12 protein-coding genes are annotated in these 18,062 nt (G+C 42.9%); 7 read left to right on the plus strand and 5 right to left on the minus strand.

Features of this window, described 5'->3' with window-relative positions; all coding sequences use genetic code 11:
- The first annotated feature begins 14 nt into the window (after nt 1–14).
- From B3297_RS04465 to B3297_RS04485, 5 genes are all read left to right on the plus strand, one after another.
- The gene (locus B3297_RS04465; RefSeq protein ID WP_286778507.1) at nt 15–710 is read left to right on the plus strand and encodes a hypothetical protein; all 696 of its coding nucleotides are present in this window, start codon (nt 15–17) and stop codon (nt 708–710) included.
- 159 nt (nt 711–869) lie between these two features.
- The gene (locus B3297_RS04470) at nt 870–1,193 is read left to right on the plus strand and encodes a hypothetical protein (RefSeq protein WP_286778508.1); all 324 of its coding nucleotides are present in this window, start codon (nt 870–872) and stop codon (nt 1,191–1,193) included.
- Between the two features lie 131 nt (nt 1,194–1,324).
- Complete coding sequence (locus tag B3297_RS04475; protein ID WP_286778509.1) at nt 1,325–4,576, plus strand: SusC/RagA family TonB-linked outer membrane protein; 3,252 nt, start codon at nt 1,325–1,327, stop codon at nt 4,574–4,576.
- Between the two features lie 135 nt (nt 4,577–4,711).
- Nucleotides 4,712–6,232 carry a RagB/SusD family nutrient uptake outer membrane protein gene (locus B3297_RS04480; protein ID WP_286727333.1) on the plus strand — a complete coding sequence of 507 codons (1,521 nt, stop codon included), beginning with the start codon at nt 4,712–4,714 and terminating at the stop codon, nt 6,230–6,232.
- Nucleotides 6,233–6,249: 17 nt separating this feature from the next.
- Nucleotides 6,250–7,494, plus strand: coding sequence for a YdcF family protein (locus B3297_RS04485; RefSeq protein ID WP_286778510.1), 1,245 nt, complete (start codon nt 6,250–6,252; stop codon nt 7,492–7,494).
- A gap of 109 nt (nt 7,495–7,603) precedes the next feature.
- Here the strand turns inward: B3297_RS04485 and B3297_RS04490 are convergent, their stop codons facing one another.
- Both B3297_RS04490 and B3297_RS04495 read right to left on the minus strand, forming a co-directional pair.
- Nucleotides 7,604–8,686: a Gfo/Idh/MocA family protein gene (locus tag B3297_RS04490; RefSeq protein WP_286709384.1), complete on the minus strand. Its 1,083-nt coding sequence runs from the start codon at nt 8,684–8,686 to the stop codon at nt 7,604–7,606.
- 16 nt (nt 8,687–8,702) lie between these two features.
- Nucleotides 8,703–9,350, minus strand: a complete 648-nt coding sequence (locus tag B3297_RS04495; protein ID WP_286709385.1) for a hypothetical protein — start codon at nt 9,348–9,350, stop codon at nt 8,703–8,705.
- Between the two features lie 110 nt (nt 9,351–9,460).
- On the opposite strand from B3297_RS04495, the gene B3297_RS04500 reads away from it, so the two are divergent.
- Nucleotides 9,461–10,870 (plus strand): sulfatase-like hydrolase/transferase, encoded by a 1,410-nt coding sequence (locus tag B3297_RS04500; RefSeq protein WP_286778511.1) that lies wholly within the window; start codon nt 9,461–9,463, stop codon nt 10,868–10,870.
- Nucleotides 10,871–10,890: 20 nt separating this feature from the next.
- A complete protein-coding gene (locus tag B3297_RS04505; protein ID WP_286778512.1) occupies nt 10,891–12,993 on the plus strand; it encodes a polysaccharide lyase 8 family protein in 2,103 nt (700 codons plus the stop codon).
- 68 nt (nt 12,994–13,061) lie between these two features.
- On the opposite strand, the gene B3297_RS04510 is transcribed toward B3297_RS04505, so the two are convergent.
- From B3297_RS04510 to B3297_RS04520, 3 genes are read right to left on the minus strand one after another with little or no spacing between them, the layout of a single operon-like run.
- Entirely contained in the window at nt 13,062–14,318 is a 1,257-nt protein-coding gene (locus tag B3297_RS04510; protein WP_286778513.1) for a glycoside hydrolase family 88 protein, read from the minus strand.
- Nucleotides 14,319–14,363: 45 nt separating this feature from the next.
- Nucleotides 14,364–16,292, minus strand: a complete 1,929-nt coding sequence (locus tag B3297_RS04515) for a heparinase II/III domain-containing protein (protein ID WP_201639750.1) — start codon at nt 16,290–16,292, stop codon at nt 14,364–14,366.
- 2 nt (nt 16,293–16,294) lie between these two features.
- A complete protein-coding gene (locus B3297_RS04520) occupies nt 16,295–17,998 on the minus strand; it encodes a RagB/SusD family nutrient uptake outer membrane protein (RefSeq protein ID WP_286778514.1) in 1,704 nt (567 codons plus the stop codon).
- Between the last annotated feature and the right edge of the window lie 64 nt (nt 17,999–18,062).

Below are 18,062 nucleotides of genomic sequence, written 5' to 3' on the forward strand. Positions count from 1 at the left end.
AATTGTACACTATAATGATCAAAAAAGTATCTACACCAAAAGCATCCTATGGGGGAATGATGTTTTCGCAAGATTTTCAACTATGGTACACCTATCTAAAACGGAGGATAGAAAAGGGCTGGAGACCTGAAGAACTGTCGTTCTTGCTCGGTAGGCCTGATCACGCGTATTTAGACTTTGAAAAAATGTATCAGGTGCGAAGTTTTTTGGCTCAGGAATCGATCTTATTGGATCGAATATACATGAGCTCATGTATAGAACCGATGAAATTTCACCGTGAACAATACGAAGTTTCCGAAGAACGTCTCGTCCGTCTTCATATCGAAGAGGATGAGGTGACATGGAATTATGCTATAGAACTTTCTTGGCGGTTTGAGACAGGCGAAAAGCATCCTTCGGCCCCGAAATTGCAATTTGAGGAATGGAAAGCTGAAAAAGATATCCAGCTTGAATCGGATGCGATGTTACATGTGCGGCAAAAGATTGAAGGGCTATTGGATCTGGAATTCTTTGTGCATGGCGCAGTTCCTTGGCAACTGTTTCGGAAAGTTAAGGAAACGGGGCAGGTTCATCTCCAGATTTATCCAAGGCATTTGAAAAATGTGCTGTATGGACTCATTCAGCAAAATAGGTTAGTCGTCAGAAATGTGGAAGGAAGGTATTCTTTTTATTCGGTTGATCGAAAGACGGGATATGAGAAATTTAATTAATGATGGTGAGAGATAAAACAACACATACAGCATAATGCTATGTTAAGTTTAATCAACCTTGTAAAATACGACGATCAAAATGTGTAGGCCCAGCTCGTCACTAGCAAGGTAACTATGGTGATTATAACATGCAATCAAAATGAATTGCTATATTTAATCATGCATGCAAAGCCTGAACAACGAAAAACATCATTAGTACCAGTATTATGTAAAGTTTTTATTGGTACTATTGGTGTTTTTGCTATTTTGACAGCTTGTTTCTATCATAATCAACTTGATGTTGACGGCAACTTGACAATAGGATTTCCCTGGACATTTTATAGGGAAGGAAGCGGCTATAGCCCAGATCTTAATGAGCAGGTCGGATACCATGAATTTGAACCTCTAAAATTGATCGGCAATATTCTTTTTGCTGCAACCTTATATCTTCTGACTTTATTGATTTCTAGCTTTGTTAGCGGGAAGCTTAGGAATAAATCTTAGGTATATTGTTACCTTTTTGTTAAGCTTTCATAGTTTGCTAACCCGGTTTAGTTAAAAACTGTTAATGTTTTGTTGACCCTACCTTCATATAGCATTTGTAATCTTGTACCCATAAATCAAATGCGCTACTTATGAAATTTAAAGCCAACAATGTCTTTTGGTTGTTATGTGCCATTGCAGCGAGCTCACCCGCTGTTCAAGCCAAACCGTTCACACTAACCACGTCACAATTTACGTATGCACAGGGGATCGTCAAAGGCCGTGTTGTCGACGCCCAAGGAAATGCTGTCGCAGGAGCAACCGTTCAAAATTTGAAAAGTAAAAAATCTGTTCAGTCTGACGAAAAAGGAAATTTTCAGATCGAAGCCGAAATGGGTGATAACCTGAGTATTTCTTTTATTGGGTATAGCAGACTTGTGCAAGCTATTACCCAATCCAATGGGCAGATCTTTTCTCTAAAGACCGATGAAAACACATTGGAAGAAGTGACCATCTCTATCGGTTATCAGCGGATCAGAAAGTCGGATGTCACTGGCGCAATCGCTAGCGTTAAGGCCGAGGAACTCAATCTGAGCGCACCAAAATTATCCCAGGCATTGGTTGGTAAAGTAGCAGGTGTACAGGTGATGCAGACAAGTGGCGCTCCTTACGATGGGACCAAAATGCGCGTCCGCGGAATGGGATCGATCAATGCTGGTTCGGATCCATTGTACGTTATCGATGGATATCCAGCAGGAAACAATTTAAATATCAACCCCAATGATATTGAGTCTATCGATGTGTTAAAGGATGCCGCTTCTGCAGCGATCTATGGATCTCGTGGTGCTGGCGGTGTTGTATTGATTACAACCAAGCGTGGCAAGGAAGGTAAGAGTAATGTGGACTACGAAGTATTGGGGGGCTTTGGTCAGCTTTCCAAGAAAATCGATGTTTTAAATTCGGAACAGTTTATTGATCTCCTGATTGATGGTCGTAACAATTCGTATAAAGACCTTTTGGCTACGAAAGGGATTGCCTGGAGCGATAGTAGACGCTTTGATGATAATAAAACGCGTATTGCTAATGTTGGAAATGCCGGCTCGGTGAGTATTCCTGAAGACTACTATGACTTCGCATCTGGTACGGCAAAAAAAGCAAAATATGATACGGATTGGCAAGATGCCTTATACCGTAATGCACCTTTTCAACGTCATAATCTATCAACCTATGGCGGTAACGAAAAAAACCGCTATTTCCTAAGTGGATCTTATCAGAATCAACAAGGGATCATGCTCGGGACGGATCAAAAGGTCTTTAATTTCCGCGCCAATATCGATAGCAAAGTCAGCAAGAGATTGACCGTTGGTGCAAATGTTTCATTTACATATAATGACAACAACGAGGTGACGACAGGCCGTTACGACAGAAGTCCGTCTATGGCGGCTTTAATCTATCTGCCTACCCTCCCTGTTTTTAACGAAGATGGAACCTATGCCAAATACCTGATGGCTGATCTTTCGGCGAACAATTACGGTATCCAGAACCCTGAAAATCCACTGGCTTATGTCACTGAGATTAAAAACAACCGTCGTGGAAAAAGGGGGTTATACAATGCCTTTGCTGATTTTTCCATTATGGATGGCCTAAATCTGAAAATAAACGGTGGATTGTCTACTTACGACGAGAAGTATGATTATTTCCGTCCTACAAGTCTTTCTGATGGGAATAACAAACCGTTTTCACCGCAAGCGGTATCTGCAGCCTATGCAGATGCCAAGACAAAAAATGAATTGGACAAATTGCTGGAAGCAACGTTAAACTATAACAAGACTTTTGGTGGTAAACATCAGGTATCCGCTTTATTGGGCTATTCGGCTCAACGAACAGATTACGATTATCAAGGTGTGAGAGCCAACGGTTTTAATAATAATGCAATTGGGGAAATTACAGATAAAGGAGCCGATCCTTCTAATTTCCAATTGCTAAAAGACGATACGTTCAAACGCATTACAACGCTCCAGTCATATTTTAGCCGTGTAAGCTATAGCTTTGATTCCAAATATTTCCTTTCAGCTTCCATTCGTACCGATGGATCATCACGTTTCGGGCCAAATAATAAATGGGGAACCTTCCCATCGGTTTCAGGTGGTTGGACCCTCTCCAAGGAGGAGTTTTATACGGATTGGTTAGGACAACAGTCAACGGTCAAACTAAGAGCGAGCTGGGGACGTAGTGGAAATAATAATATTGGTGATTATCGCGCATTATCCGTTATCAACTCACCAGCGGGTGTGATCCTTGGCGATAAAGTGGAGACTTCCTATACAGCAGGTGATCTGTTCGATCCAAAATTGGGTTGGGAATCAACTTCGCAATACAACGCCGGTCTTGATCTCGGTTTGTTGAAAGGCCGCCTCAACATTATGACCAACTTCTACCTGAGCCGTTCCTTCAATTTATTATTCAATCAGCCACTCTCCGCTGTATCTGGATCAACAACGATCTTGACCAATCTGCCAAATTCGAAGGTGCAGAACAAAGGTTTTGATGTGCAGGTTGATGCCACACTGATTCGCAAAAATGAATTTGAATTAGGATTCAGTGGAAATATCAATGTCAACAGAAATAAAGTGCTCGATCTTGGTGGGGCCTCTACCATCTTGACAAATGGTGCTGAACGCTCCTACTTAACGCATATTACACAAGAAGGAAGTCCAATTGGTATGTTCTATGGTTTCAAAGTTCTGGGTGTTGCAACAGAGGAAAACTATAAAACTGTCGCACCTTCTGCGGCTTCAACAACTCCGCTACAACCTGGAGATCTTTATTTTGAAGATGTAGATGGCAATGGTATCGTCAATGATGCCGATAAACGTGTGATCGGCAATCCGCATCCTAATTTCACTTATGGCTTTGCCGTTAACGCACGCTATAAGGCATTTGATCTACGGGCATCATTTAATGGCTCCCAAGGGAATAAAGTGCTGGATGGTTATGATTATTACCTCTACAATATGGAAGGTTCCGGTAACCAATATGCGGATGTCGCACAACGCTACCGTTCGGCTCAAAATCCGGGAAATGGTAAAGTCTACCGTGCATCGCGTGGCGGTACGCAAAGTAACAGTACACGTCTTTCCGATTTTTATCTGCAGGACGGTTCATTTTTGCGTATGACAAATATTGCTTTGGGTTACAATCTTCCCAAAAGTCTAGCAGAAAAACTAACACTTTCTGGTGTAAGGGTCTACGCGACCGTGGACAATCCATTTACGATTTCTAAATACAAAGGCTACAATCCGGAACCGGATTATAATCAACGCGGCAACCTGACTCCAGGGGTGGATTATGGGCTTTATCCATTGGTGCGATCGTATAACCTTGGTGTGAAAGTAACGTTCTAATAGCAGGATCGAGGAGCTGTTGTGCATAGGAATATTAAGGACAGCCCCGTGTTAATAGCTCCAGTATTGTAAAAATAGTCCTACAGACTGCTCTTTGCAGTTCCGTGGGCTGATGAAAAATAAAAAAATAACAGGATGAAAAAAAGATATATATTACCCTTTGTTTTGTTGGCATTGTCTTCATGTACCAAAGATTTTTTAAATCAGAAAAATCCCAATGCCGTTACGATCGATGATTACTTCAAGTCAGAAAATGATGTGCTCTTGGCGGTTAACGGTCTTTACCAGTCCCTTCGTTCGGGAAGTACGATCGGTGAATCCAGTACATTGTATAATGAGGAACGTTCGGATAATAGTGGACGTAATGATAACCAATCCAACGCCGGGGAGCCATTCCAATTCAATGACTTTTCGTTGCTGCCAAGTAATACCTATCTAAAGACGCATTGGTCGGCTATGTATGCGGCAATCAGCCGCTGTAATGTGCTTCTGTCACATGTCGACGATGTGAGCTTTACAAGTGCAGAATTAAAAGGCCGCTATATTGCGGAAGCGAAATTCGTTCGTGCATTGTTATATTTCCATCTGGTACGTAAATTCGGAGATATTCCATTATCTACGGTACAGGTGACCAGTAAAGAGCAAGCAAATGAATTGGCTTTTCGGCAAAAAGAGTCGGTTGTGTACGAACAGATCATTAAGGATTTGACAGAGGCATTGTCCAGCAATCTTCCCAATACACAGAAAGATTACGTCATTGGCAGAGCATCTAAATCGGCTATTAATGCAATTTTGGGACAAGTATACTTAACGTTGGGAGCAACGCAGACGTCGGGGAGTGCAGAAAATTTTGCGAAGGCAGAACAGTACCTCAATGCGGCCTACCAAATGCGAACTTTTGGCAAACTGAACGAAATCCCCTATGCGGATGTTTTCGATGTGACCAAGAAAAATAGCTGTAAAGAACTTGTTTTTCAGATTCAGTACAAACAAGGTGACCAAAACTATAGCTCGAGTATTGCCCGTAATTACCAGGCGAGAGGAGAGACCATCAACTCACGCTATAACTCTACAGGTGCTGGTGAGGTAGCAAAACTAGATCTGATTAAAGATTATGAGCAAGACGATATCCGAAAAGGATTCTCTGTAAAGTTTGCCGCCAATACGCAAGTTAACGATTGGTTTGTAACCAAATTTAGAGATAATAGTGACGCTGCGGGTACCAATGGTTGGGGCGGAAACGACTGGATATTGATCCGTTACGCCGATGTGATGCTGTTGTTGGCAGAAGCAAAATATCACTTGGGCAAAGATGCGGAAGCTATTGCGCTTTTGGATCAGGTACGTGAACGTGCAGGATTGCCTTCGTATGCTGCTTCCATGTTGAATACGGCTTATCGTAGTAAATATCCAACCTTAAAGGAGGCCATATTGCATGAACGCCGTGTAGAACTGGCATTTGAAAACCAACGTTGGTTTGATTTGATCCGTAATTATAATGCACAAGAACTGGTGACTTATTTCAAAACGAAGAGCCAGGCTGATTATGGAAATGCTAAAATCTCCAATATCTCGACAAAAGATCGATACTATCCAATTCCTTTTGATGAATATAAGCTGGATCCGGCACGTATGTATCAAAACCCTGGATATTAATCTGCAATTGAATAGCTATGATAAAAAATATCAGAAAGATCTTGTTACTTACCTTGGGAATATGCTGCCTGCATATTTCCAAAGGTCAAGTAAACAATATGCCTGTTGGTCCACAGGATTGGCTGATCAAGAAGAATTATTATGCATCCTATTTGCTCTTAAAAGATCCAGTCCTTATACAGGAGCTCGTGAACTCCAAGCCGATCGCACAGGTGTTGGAAAAACGGTTCGAACGTTTTAACAACAGCGCCAGTTGTCCTGATCTCATGTGCTATTTGAATGCCTTCAAATGGCAGGATAACGAAATTGACCTGTTGGCAGAACAATTGGCGGAGCAAATTGGTCATAACAAGAAATTGGACCAGCTTGTTCAGGCTAATCTTATTCCATCAATGACCTATGGTGTGTTGCATCATGAGACGGCAAAGGCCTATTTTACGAAAGCCTTGAAACAGGATTTAAAGGCAATGAATTATGTGGTGGACGTCTATGGAGGAGGTAAAAGTCCCAATTACCCCAAAATAGATTCGATCTCTTTCGATGTAAAACGTGCGGCCTACCTTCATCTTTTGGACGATGTTCGCCAAGACATACGCAAGGATATTCCAACACATAAAACGGCATTTTTTTTGACCATGATGACTGCGGTACGCTTGTTGGAAATTAATGAGCGATGGGACGCGGCACAACTAGAGCCGCTGATTGAACTTGAAAACAAGAAAGCTTACGAAGCGGTCAAAAATACCGATTTCGCAAGCTATCCCTATAGTCTGTTGCTGACCTTAGGTGCAGGCCCCGAGGTGTATGGACAGCCTATTAGTCCAGGTGGAATGTTACGTGCGCGGATGGCAGCCCGAAGCTACTTTGAAAAATTGGCCCCTTTTATTGTGTTGTCTGGCGGTAAAGTACATCCCTATAAGACTCACTTTATTGAGGCAATAGAAATGAAAAAGTATCTGATCGAGGTTATGGGAGTACCTGAAGCGGCAATATTGATTGATCCACATGCGCGACATACGACCACAAATTTGCGTAATACAGCACGTATCCTGTTAAATTATGGTTTTCCGAAAGATAAATACGCCATCGTTAACAGTAGTAAAGTGCATATTGATGCGGTGGAAAAGATGGGCGATCGTTGTATGCGTGAATTGGGGTATATTCCCTATATATTGGGTAAACGAATTTCAGATGTGATCATCGAGTTCAAGGCAAAAGAAGAGGCCTATACGATCGATCCTGATGAACCCTTAGACCCTTAGCCAACGAACTAGGCCGATTGCTAATCTATTAACTGAGCAGATCGGCTTTGTCTATGGCTTATGGGAAGGCATGAAAAAGGTCCGTAGCATTGCAAGCTACGGACCTTTTTTATTTTAAAATAATGGACTTTCCTTCTTTAGCCGAGCGTTTTGCCGCTTCCAGGATTTCGACCACAGTGATATTATTATTGATCGATCCGAGATCATTTTCTGGTGGCATGGCATCTTTCAGAACCTGTTCGAGATAGGCAATATGGTTCTCAAAATAGGGGATCGTAGTCGGTATAGGTGTGGGTGGATCATTCTGCTGTTTGTATTTTAGAAGCTCTTTATCGTTTTTAGCGTAGAGCTGAGCTTTTGTGCCAAAAACCTGCAGATCTTTAACACTGTATGGCCAAGCCCAAGAAGCTTGAATAATGCCCGTGCTGCCGTCACGGTAGCTTAGTATGATTGTAGCGTTGTCATCGACTTTTGGATAAACCTCAGGCTTGAGCTGTTGTGTAAAGGCTGTCACTGAAATTGGCCTTTCTCCATTTTTGAGCCAGGTCATCAGATTGGCGCCATAACAGCCAAAATCCATCACTGCACCGCCACCATTTTTTTTCGGATCAGTAAGCCAGTCGAGGAAGTAATTGCTACAGCCAATTTCTTTAGGTCCTTCGTGCCCGTCTTTTACAAGTATACGTGTGATTTTTCCAATTTCACCCTTGTCGACCAGCTGCTTCAACTGTTGATTACTTTTATACCAGGTCGTTTCGTAATTTACCAAAAAGGGTGTTTCGAACTGTTTGGACAAAAATGCAATACGTTTTGCGTCAGAAAGAGTCGTCGCAAGAGGCTTTTCTACCATCACTGGGATCTTAAGCGGGAGACAGGTCTCTGCGACGTCGATATGCTCATTGGTTGGATTGTAGGCCAGCACCGCATCCGGCTTGACCTGTTTCAATAAGCTGGGTAAGTCATGGTAGAAGATTGCGTCAGGTAAATTATACTGCCTTCGTATTTTGTTTGATAAGGTTTGATTCGGTTCAGCAATACCGATAATATCGACTTTTTTATCCTTATATAAATTTAAAAGCAAGAATACGTGATCATGGTTGAGCCCTGCAACAGCCACTTTAAGTCGTTCACTGGCCAGTGCGGTTTGCTGGAAGAATAGGAGCAGGAAAACTAGGCGGATAAGATGCTTCATATGTTAAGTTTAGTCATTATAAATATACCGATTTGTTCTGAGGATATCCCTTGTAAACCCAGGTTACTTTGCGGTGCGATCGGATGATATCGGCAACAATGTCAAAATAGGTTTCTCCACGGCCAGCTTTTAGCTCATCGAGTTTCTTTTGAAAATGCGTTTGATTGAATGGTGATTGTGCGCCAAGCTTTCCCTGATAATAGGCCAAAGTTGTTTCAAGGCCCAATGACGTCCTGCTATGTGCAATATCCTTCCAAACAATGCAATGTGAAGCTGCGTCTTTGAAGGTCCCAAATCCACCGTAAAGCAGGTCGTCAAAACCGTCTAGGCTTCCTATCTTCCAGCTTTCGCTGGACATGTAGACGGCATTGATTTCATCGTAAAAACTTGCAATATCGTTAATGTTACAGCCATCAACCACAGCCACGCCGAGATCGGGATTGCTCCCCACAAGTTGCTTAAAATCCGTCCATAGATCCTTCGCAGGAAATATTAAGTCATCCTCTTTATCTTGCCATTTGTTTAACAATTGAACGAGTTCGGTTCTAATGGTACTGGGATGATAGGTCAATGAAGACAAAAATGACCTTAACGCAGTGCTATCCGAATCACTGACCAAAAAATGCGCAAGTGTACCGACCAATTTTTTTTCATCTGTTTTCATCACTGACCTTTATTTTTAATCTTCTGATAATAGTCTAACGAAATCGTTTGCGGTTTTTTAACAAAAAATCCTATACATTTAACGATACATTTAAGGATAAATCTAATGTTATGTTCTACCGATTTACGTGCTATAGTATATTAACCCTTGTGAATATACTCTTTACGTTTGGGATTCCTGTATTTGGGCAGCAACATCCTAACGTTATTGTCATCTTGAGCGACGATGGAGGTTATGATGATTTTGGTTGTTACGGCGGGAAGGAGGTCTACACCCCAAATATTGATGCACTTGCACAAAATGGGGTGCGTTTTCAGTCGGCATATGCCTCAGCGTCGGTGTGCGCCCCTTCTCGCGCGGGATTACTTACTGGCCGATATCAACAGCGTTTTGGTTTTGAACATAATATTTCCAAACGTCCAACAGCGGGTGTCGCACCAGAGGACATCGGGATGGATACACAGGTAGCCACCATCGCCGACTTTATGAAGTATAACGGCTATAAAACTGTGGCCATTGGCAAATGGCATCAGGGGGATGGTCCACAATTCAATCCGCTTAAACGTGGATTTGATCATTTCTATGGTTTTATTGGCGGCGACCGTCCTTACTTCCCAATCCAGGGAGCCGTTAAGCCAACGCAGCTGCTTTATGACGATCAACGTGTAGTCCCCGAAGATTCGATTCGTTATTTGACAGAAACATTGACTGATAAAGCAATTTCGTATGTTCATCAGTATAGAAGCCAGCCTTTTTTTATGTATTTAGCATTCAATGCTGTGCATACACCCGTCGAAGCACCCCTGAAGACCATTGAAAAGTATAAAAATGTAGCCGATCCATTGCGACGGGCTTATCTGGCTATGTTGGACAATATGGATGAAAATATTGGACGTCTGGTCAACCATTTAAAGCAAGAAGGACTTTATGAAAACACCTTAATCATTTTTATGAATGATAATGGTGCGGCAACAAATAATGGTGCAGACAATGGGCAATTGCGTGGTTTAAAGGGATCAAAATGGGAAGGTGGAATTCGGGTTCCCCTTATTATGCAGTGGCCAGCCAAGCTACCGAAAGGGATAACATCCGATGCCATGGTATCGGGTATGGATATTTTACCCACGAGCATCGAGGCAATAAAAGGTAAGAAAATCCCTAGGCAGCAAATCGATGGCATCAGTTTGCTATCTTCCTATAAGGATGTGAAAAATGGGCACGACTATTTATTCTGGCGTCGAGGGATTGCACGTGCTGTGCGACATAGAGAGTGGAAACTGATTGTGGTTAAAGATGATCCGATATTATTGTTCAATCTTAGGGATGACCTTCGGGAACAGCACAATCTGGCCACGAAGTATCCTGAGCGTGTAAAGGAGATGCTGCATAAACTGACGGAATGGGAAAAGGGACTGGAGAATCCAAAATGGCTAAGCTCTGTATTGGACAATGATCAAAATCAACTGATGAAACACCGGATGGATGTCGTCGGACGAGCCGCAGAACGACAATATCCTTAAGTAAAGAATACTAAAAACAGATGAAAGGACTAATCCTATTTTTATTGTCCTTTGCCTTAGTTATGGCAAAGGCGCAGAACAGCGATATGTTTGTGCGTATTAAAAAGCATATATACGATGATGAATTAAGTGGCCCATTGCCCGGTGCAGATAAAACACGAAGCCTATGTAATCAACTGCGTGCGGACGGTATCTGGGCAGATATCGATTACAGCAGTAAGTCAATATCGCTTTGGCCTCCGGGAGAACATTTGGATCGATTAAGGACACTTATTGTTGCCTATGTGTCTCCGCAAAGTGCATCTTATCAGCAAAAATTACTTTACGATAAAATCCTGCTTGCGGCACAATATTGGGCGAATAATCGTTTTGAATCTTCGAATTGGTGGCATAACGAAATCGCTTCTCCAAAGGCCATCGGTGTTTGTCTGATCCTGATGAAATTTGGAAAGGAAAAAATTCCTACTACACTAGAGACTCCACTTGTTGAGCTGATGAAGCGTGGTGATCCTTACACAAAAACAGGAGCGAATAAAAGTGATATTGCCATGCACTATTTTTATCGTGCATTGATCTTGGAAGATGAAAATCTTTTAGCTGCTGCTATGGAGCAGCTGCTTTTTCCGATACAGCTTGTGAATGGCAAGGAAGGACTGCAATATGATTTCTCTTACTTACAACATGGCCCTCAATTATACATTGCAGGCTATGGGGAGGAATTTCTGAAGGGGATCTCAAAAGTTATGGCTTATGTGCGCGAGACACCGTATGCTGTTGATCAGAAAAAACTGGATCTTTTTGAACGTTTTCTCACAGAAACATATTTACCAATTATACGTTCGCGTTATATCGATTTTAATGTACATGGCCGTGGGATCTCACGCCCCAATATCTTGGAAAAGACACAGGAGACTGCCATATTAAAACAAATGAAGCTGATCGATCCAGCTAAAAATGCTGTTTGGAATAAAGCGCTGGCAAAATTGGATAGTGTGCAGCCTTTTGACGCCGAAAATATCGAGGCCCACCGTCATTACTGGAAAGGTGACTACACCACTCATTTACGTAAGCAATTTCATTTTAATGTTCGATTGGCCAGTAGCCGTACCAATAAATCGGAGTCTGGAAATGGAGAAAATATGCTTGGTCGTAATATGTCAGATGGTGCGACCAATATTCAGGTGTTTGGACCGGAATATTATAACATTATGCCTGTATGGGAATGGGATAAAATTCCTGGAACGACAACGCGCGATTATCCGGGCGACCTGGAGCTGAAAGAACAATGGGGAGCACTTGCTGCAAATAACTTTGCAGGCGGCGTAAGCAACGATAAGACAGGGGCTTCAGCTATGTCGGTCGATTACGACGGGGTCAAGGCTCAAAAAGCCTGGTTCTTTTTCGATCGGGAAATTGTTTGTTTGGGGGCTGGGATTCATTGTGCAGCGCCAGAAGCTGTGGTAACAACCTTAAACCAAACCTGGCTTAATGGACCCGTTGTCTGGAATGGAAAGGAAACGTCGATGCTCGATTCAGTACAGCGAATTGTCAAAAAAGGCGAATTTATAACCCATAATAATGTCCTGTATTATTTTCCAACAGCGATGAACGTTGGATTGACAACAAAGGATCAGGTCGGCTCCTGGTATCGTATCAACCGTTCCCGTTCCAAAGATGCTGTACATGGAAAGGTCTTCAAGCTCTGGTTTGATCATGCTGTTGCTCCGAACAATGCGAGCTATGCCTATATTGTTTTGCCTGGCACCAAAACTGTTGATAAAAAAGTAATGCAGCGCATAAAAATTTGGCAGAATACTCCGGATATACAGGCCGTGGAGCATAAAGGGAGCGGGATTCTACAGCTGGTTTGTTATCAAGCGGGAACGTACCAAGTTGGCGATTGGTCTATTAAGCTCGATCAACCTGCTATCATGCAACTGAACCTGCTGGAACCTAAAAAGATTCAGCTTGATATAGCAGACCCACTGCAAAAAGCCAAAATAGTGAAGGTTCAGCTTGTCAATAAACAGCTTCGAGTAAATCAATCTTTGGAGCTTTCGCTTCCACAGGGCGAGTACGCTGGAAGTACTGTAAGCAACCGAATCACTATCGGGAAGAAATAATCCGAATACAATTGGAAAGCTTATAAAAATACCAAGGGGAGATGTTAAATATCTCCCCTTGGTATTTTTTATTTTTTGAGTTGTTCCAACCGTGTCAAACCTTCCAGATAATAATAATCTGCATAGGTCAGCGGAACATCGATTTCCGAATGATGGGGTAAGCTTCCGACGCTATGTTGCAGTAAGAAACCACCATTGGTCGCATATTTGGCAAAATAGGTGCTTCCTGATAATGTTTGCAGGCTTTCCTGAGCAAATGTCAAATAGGATTTGCTTTCGGTGCCCGTGGTCAATGTTGAGAGTTCAATCAGTGCAGACGCAACAATGGCTGCAGCTGAGGCATCGCGCGGAACAAAATTCAATTTCAAGGAGGAAAAATCGGCATCCGATTTATAGCCTGGCTTTCCGGCATTAAAGTCCCAATACGGAATTTTATCTTTTGGAAGATTCGGATGGGTCATGTAAAACTTTGCCGCCGCTTTTGCTGTTTTAAGAAATTCTGGTTTTTTGGTCTCCCGGTATATCATGGTAAATCCATAAATAGCCCAAGCTTGACCGCGTGCCCAGGTTGAATTGTCTGCATAGCCTTGGTTGGTCTGTTGATGGATTGCATTTCCTTTGGCATCGTAGTCCACCACATGATAGGTGCTATAATCTTTACGGAAATGATTTTTCATGGTTTGGGTGGCATGACTGATGGCCGCATCCTTGTACTTGGCATCTCCAGTCAAGTCGGACACATAACACAGCATTTCCAGGTTCATCATGTTGTCGATAATGACTGGATATTTCCATAGGGTCTTGCCGTCCCAAGATTTTTTTTCGTTCCATGATTTGATGACGCCCACCTGCGGATTATAACGCTTGAGCGCAGTATTAGCGGAATGGATGAGGATATCCTTGTAAGCGGCAACCTTTTTGGGATCGTTGAGGTATTTGATGGCATTGCCATAGGAACAATACATCACAAAACCAATATCATGATGTTGATCAAGGTCTTTGGCTTTTTCAAGCGCCTCCGTCCATTTGATCGCTACGGCTTCGGTTTCTTTGTTATGGGTATGGTTGTAGATATACCACAGTGATCCTGGGAAGAAACCGCCGGTCCAATCCCATTCGTCTGTGCCTACCAATTGTCCCGAAGGGCTCAATGTACGCGGGAACTTGTGCTGCTTTTCTGCTGCTTGTTCCAAGAACTGATATTGCTTTTCTGCTGCTTTAAAACTTGTGTCAATAAAGCTTGGTTTTTGATCCGTAAAGCTCAATGCGATCAGACTAGAAGCGATAACAAAAAGCGCTTTTAGACCAGGTTTTCTTTTTTTCATAACGGCTTATATTCTTAGTAAGTTACATAATAATTTCGATTCCTTTTATTTTATAGCCTCTTGGCGAATCGTAAAGGTGTATTTTCCAGTAGATTTGATGCTTTTAGCTGTGAGCTTGATGCGATACAGTTCCTTACCCCAGACTTGACTCAAACGCGGGTCATCCTGAGGAATGACATCGTAGCTCGCTGTGAACTGACCCGCATCAAAGTGCAAGGTGGCGTGCCCATTATTGAGGAGGATTTCCCCTTTGCCAATTTTTGGTTCCTGAGCAACCAGAAAATGAATGATATTGGCCTGCTTAGGACCTGTGATTTTAAACTCATCCTGAATGTCCAGCCCATTTTGTACGAGGGTATAACTTCTATTCCAGTGCTCAACATTGGCCGACTTCGGATATGCTTTTCCAATATCAAGCTGGAATCTATTTTGTGCAGGCAGAAATGCCACATGTTCAGCTTTATATTCCTTTCCAAAAGATTGGTCGGCTCCATTGATCATCGGAACATTATGGTAAGCACTCTGCATCGTCCAGATACTGTATCTGTCATCGCTAAATGTTTTCTTTGTATAGGTGCCAACACCGGCATCAATAAACAGTGGTTGTTGGTCCTGGTATAAGATAAAACTCCCGACATCGTTATGGTTGTGACTTTCATTATTGAAACCACCTTTGGCGGCAAAGAAAAACGGACCCTTTTTTAGATATATAAATTGTGTTTCCGGATACCACTTCGCATTATTTTGAGGGAGCGCAGCGGTAACGTTCTCTAATTCCGGATAGCATCTCAGGTCCTCGAAGGCACGGAAAATATCCCTTGAAGGTTTGAAATTTGCAGTTTTGTCGCCGGTATTTTCCATATATCGGGCAAATTGCATCATCTCACTACTATTGACATCCTGTCCATAACGGTAGATCAATAGCGGATCGCCACCCCCTTTGGCCGAAGCATCGGCAAAATTAACGACCCATTTATCGCCGCCAATATAAGATTGTGCGATGTACTCGCCCATATCGCGAATTACAGGTTTATCAAAAATATTGATCTTACCCTTGGTGGCCAGCGAAAGTATTTTCAGATAATCGTACAGCTTACCCGCAGCATGTCCCCAATAGGAGGGGCCCTCTTCGCAGGCACCGTCTGTCTTAACATAGTTGATAAAGCGATCCACAGAAGACATCGTCTTATAAATCCCCGCCAGTTGAATATCGGGATTGTCTTCAATCAAAAGCAAGGCCGTAAGGACATTAAAGTTACACCATGGATTCCAGTTGTTGACCAGCTGTGTTTCCTTGAGTTCAAATGCCTGCCACCACATATCGTTGCGGTCTAGGTAGGGCTGTATAATGCGTTGTTGAATCTGTTGTTTAAGACGGATACTGATTTCGGGGTTTATTGTATTGAATGTATCGCGAAAGAAATAATGAACCCAGGAGAGGAGGGAGCCTACATCACCGGCCATCAGATCGACCACTTGTGTTCGTTCTTGCGGCAATGATCGCTTACTGGACTGAAAGGCCCCAAGGTGTGCCGAGAGCGACCATGTTGCCATTTCCGTCAATTGCCAACTACCATTTAGGATTTGGTCAACAAAGCGCCCCTGTCCTTCTGCAAGCTCCGCCAACAGTAGGTTGGTCAGTGCAGTACAATTTTCATTCATGGGTTTTTCCATGATGCTGCGGTTGCCTGAACGCTCATATTCGAGATAATCTGTTGCTTTAACGACTTGCCATTGGTAGCTAAGGGCCTCATTTCCCTTTTTGATTATACGGTCTTTAAAAGGAGCCATCAGCTTATCCCAGGCCGCCCGATCCGAATAAGCCGGATAGGGGACCCACGATTTGTCATTTCCTAGACTCGCTTTCAGGTTATCCTGCTTAAAGGCGCCAGTCAGGAGGTTCAGATCTTTCCCAAGCAGTCTTTGGGAAGAAAAACTGCTCAGGAAAAGAAATAGAATTACATACATTCTCATGATTACCAATCTTGATTTTGTGGTAGTAATGCCGGGTTCATTTCAATCTCTTGTCCTGGTATTGGCCAAAGCTTATGACGGCTTTGGTAACCCCGGGTGACGAGATTGTCTCCGGTAATACTTTTTTCGATGTAGTCTTTGGAAACGCTTTCTAAGAGGTTCCAGCGCTTAAGATCAAAATAACGCCATCCTTCACCTGCTAGTTCTACGGCCCGTTCGTGCTGGATACGTTTACTCATATCTGCTTTACTACCGACTGCCAAAAATGAACTGCCACTATTTAGCGCCGGCATTTTTGAACGGGTACGTACTTTGTTAAGCTCAGTAATCGCTTTGTCCAATTGATTGGACTCGTTGTACGCTTCGGAAAGCATCAAAAGTACATCGCCCAAGCGTATGATAGGGAAATTGATCGGTGTATGTGCGCGATCGGTAATGGCGCCTTTTAGGTTCCCTTCAGGAACAAATTTCCGCCATAAGTAGGTGTACCAACCCCGATTGTTGCGGATCTGACCAAAGTTTTCGTTGACTCCGGTTGCCAAAATCAACTGCATATCTCTTTCTTTATTGGCATTCCATCCTAAGTAATGTGAATAAGGTACGATAAGTGTTTGATTCATACGAGGGTCGCGGTTGGCATAGATCTGACGTAATTTCGCCGTATCAGGTACTTTGGTTAGCGTTCCACCTGATTGTGTCGACTCCATCGCCTGTTTTTTAACCGCATTATCCGTTGTATAGTTGGGGAAATAATCATTCCAGTTAAAGGGGCTTCCATCGCGGTTTTCGTAACGGTCTGCAAGGCGTGTGCTCGGCATACAGTTGTTCCAGTCACTACCAAAGGTTGAACGCGTTCCCATATAGAAGGCCATGGGCATACCATAAGGGAAACCCGTACCACCCATATTCTGAATGGCAAAAATCATCTCCGGCGATTGATCGCCATCCATGGTGAATAACGCGGAATAGCTTGTATTTAAACTGTAACCATAGGTGTTGGTCTTGTTGTAAACAATCTCTTCAAAATCCCGGATTGCTCCAGCCCAATCTTTATTGTAAAGGGCTACTTTCCCTCTCAAAGCATACGCAGCTCCTTTGGTGACCCGGCCATAATACTTGGCATCATAGCTTACCGGCAATTTCTCAATTGCATAGTTCAGGTCATTGAGGATAAACTTATTGACATCTTCTACAGAAGAGCGACTATTTTTAAGATCAGCGAAATCTTTGTTCAAGTCGACAGTTTCATCGTATATTGGTAAGGCGCCATAGAGATTGGTGAGCTGGAAGTACATCAGCGCACGTAAGAACTTCGCTTCCGCAATAAAGCCCTCCTGTTTGGCCTTGTCTATGGTCATGGGCTGGATATGCGCGATTGCATGATTACAGCGTTGGATCAGATCGTAGGCTGCTTGCCATCTATCCACAATAATAGATGAACGGTCGGTGAACGTTCCGCTGATCACCTCGCCCAAGCCCGGAGGATCATAGCCCAGGCCAATATCGGTAAGTCCATCGTAAGAAAATTGTAAGCCGAAGGTGGCTTCTTTTTTTAAGTCATTATAACAGCCCAGTACGCCAGCTAAGGCCTGGTCTTCATTTTGCCAGAATGTGCTAGCACTTACCTGACTATATGGTGTCGTGTCAAGCTTATAACAAGATGATAAAGCAATGCATCCGGCTATGAGTAGTGAAATCTTTTTCATGAGGTTTAATTAATTAAAAGCTCTTTTCAACTTTTGTTCATAATTTATCTGTTACAGGTCGGGA

The sequence above is a fragment of the Sphingobacterium sp. UBA3519 genome (assembly GCF_002377215.1).
Taxonomy (GTDB): domain Bacteria; phylum Bacteroidota; class Bacteroidia; order Sphingobacteriales; family Sphingobacteriaceae; genus Sphingobacterium; species Sphingobacterium multivorum.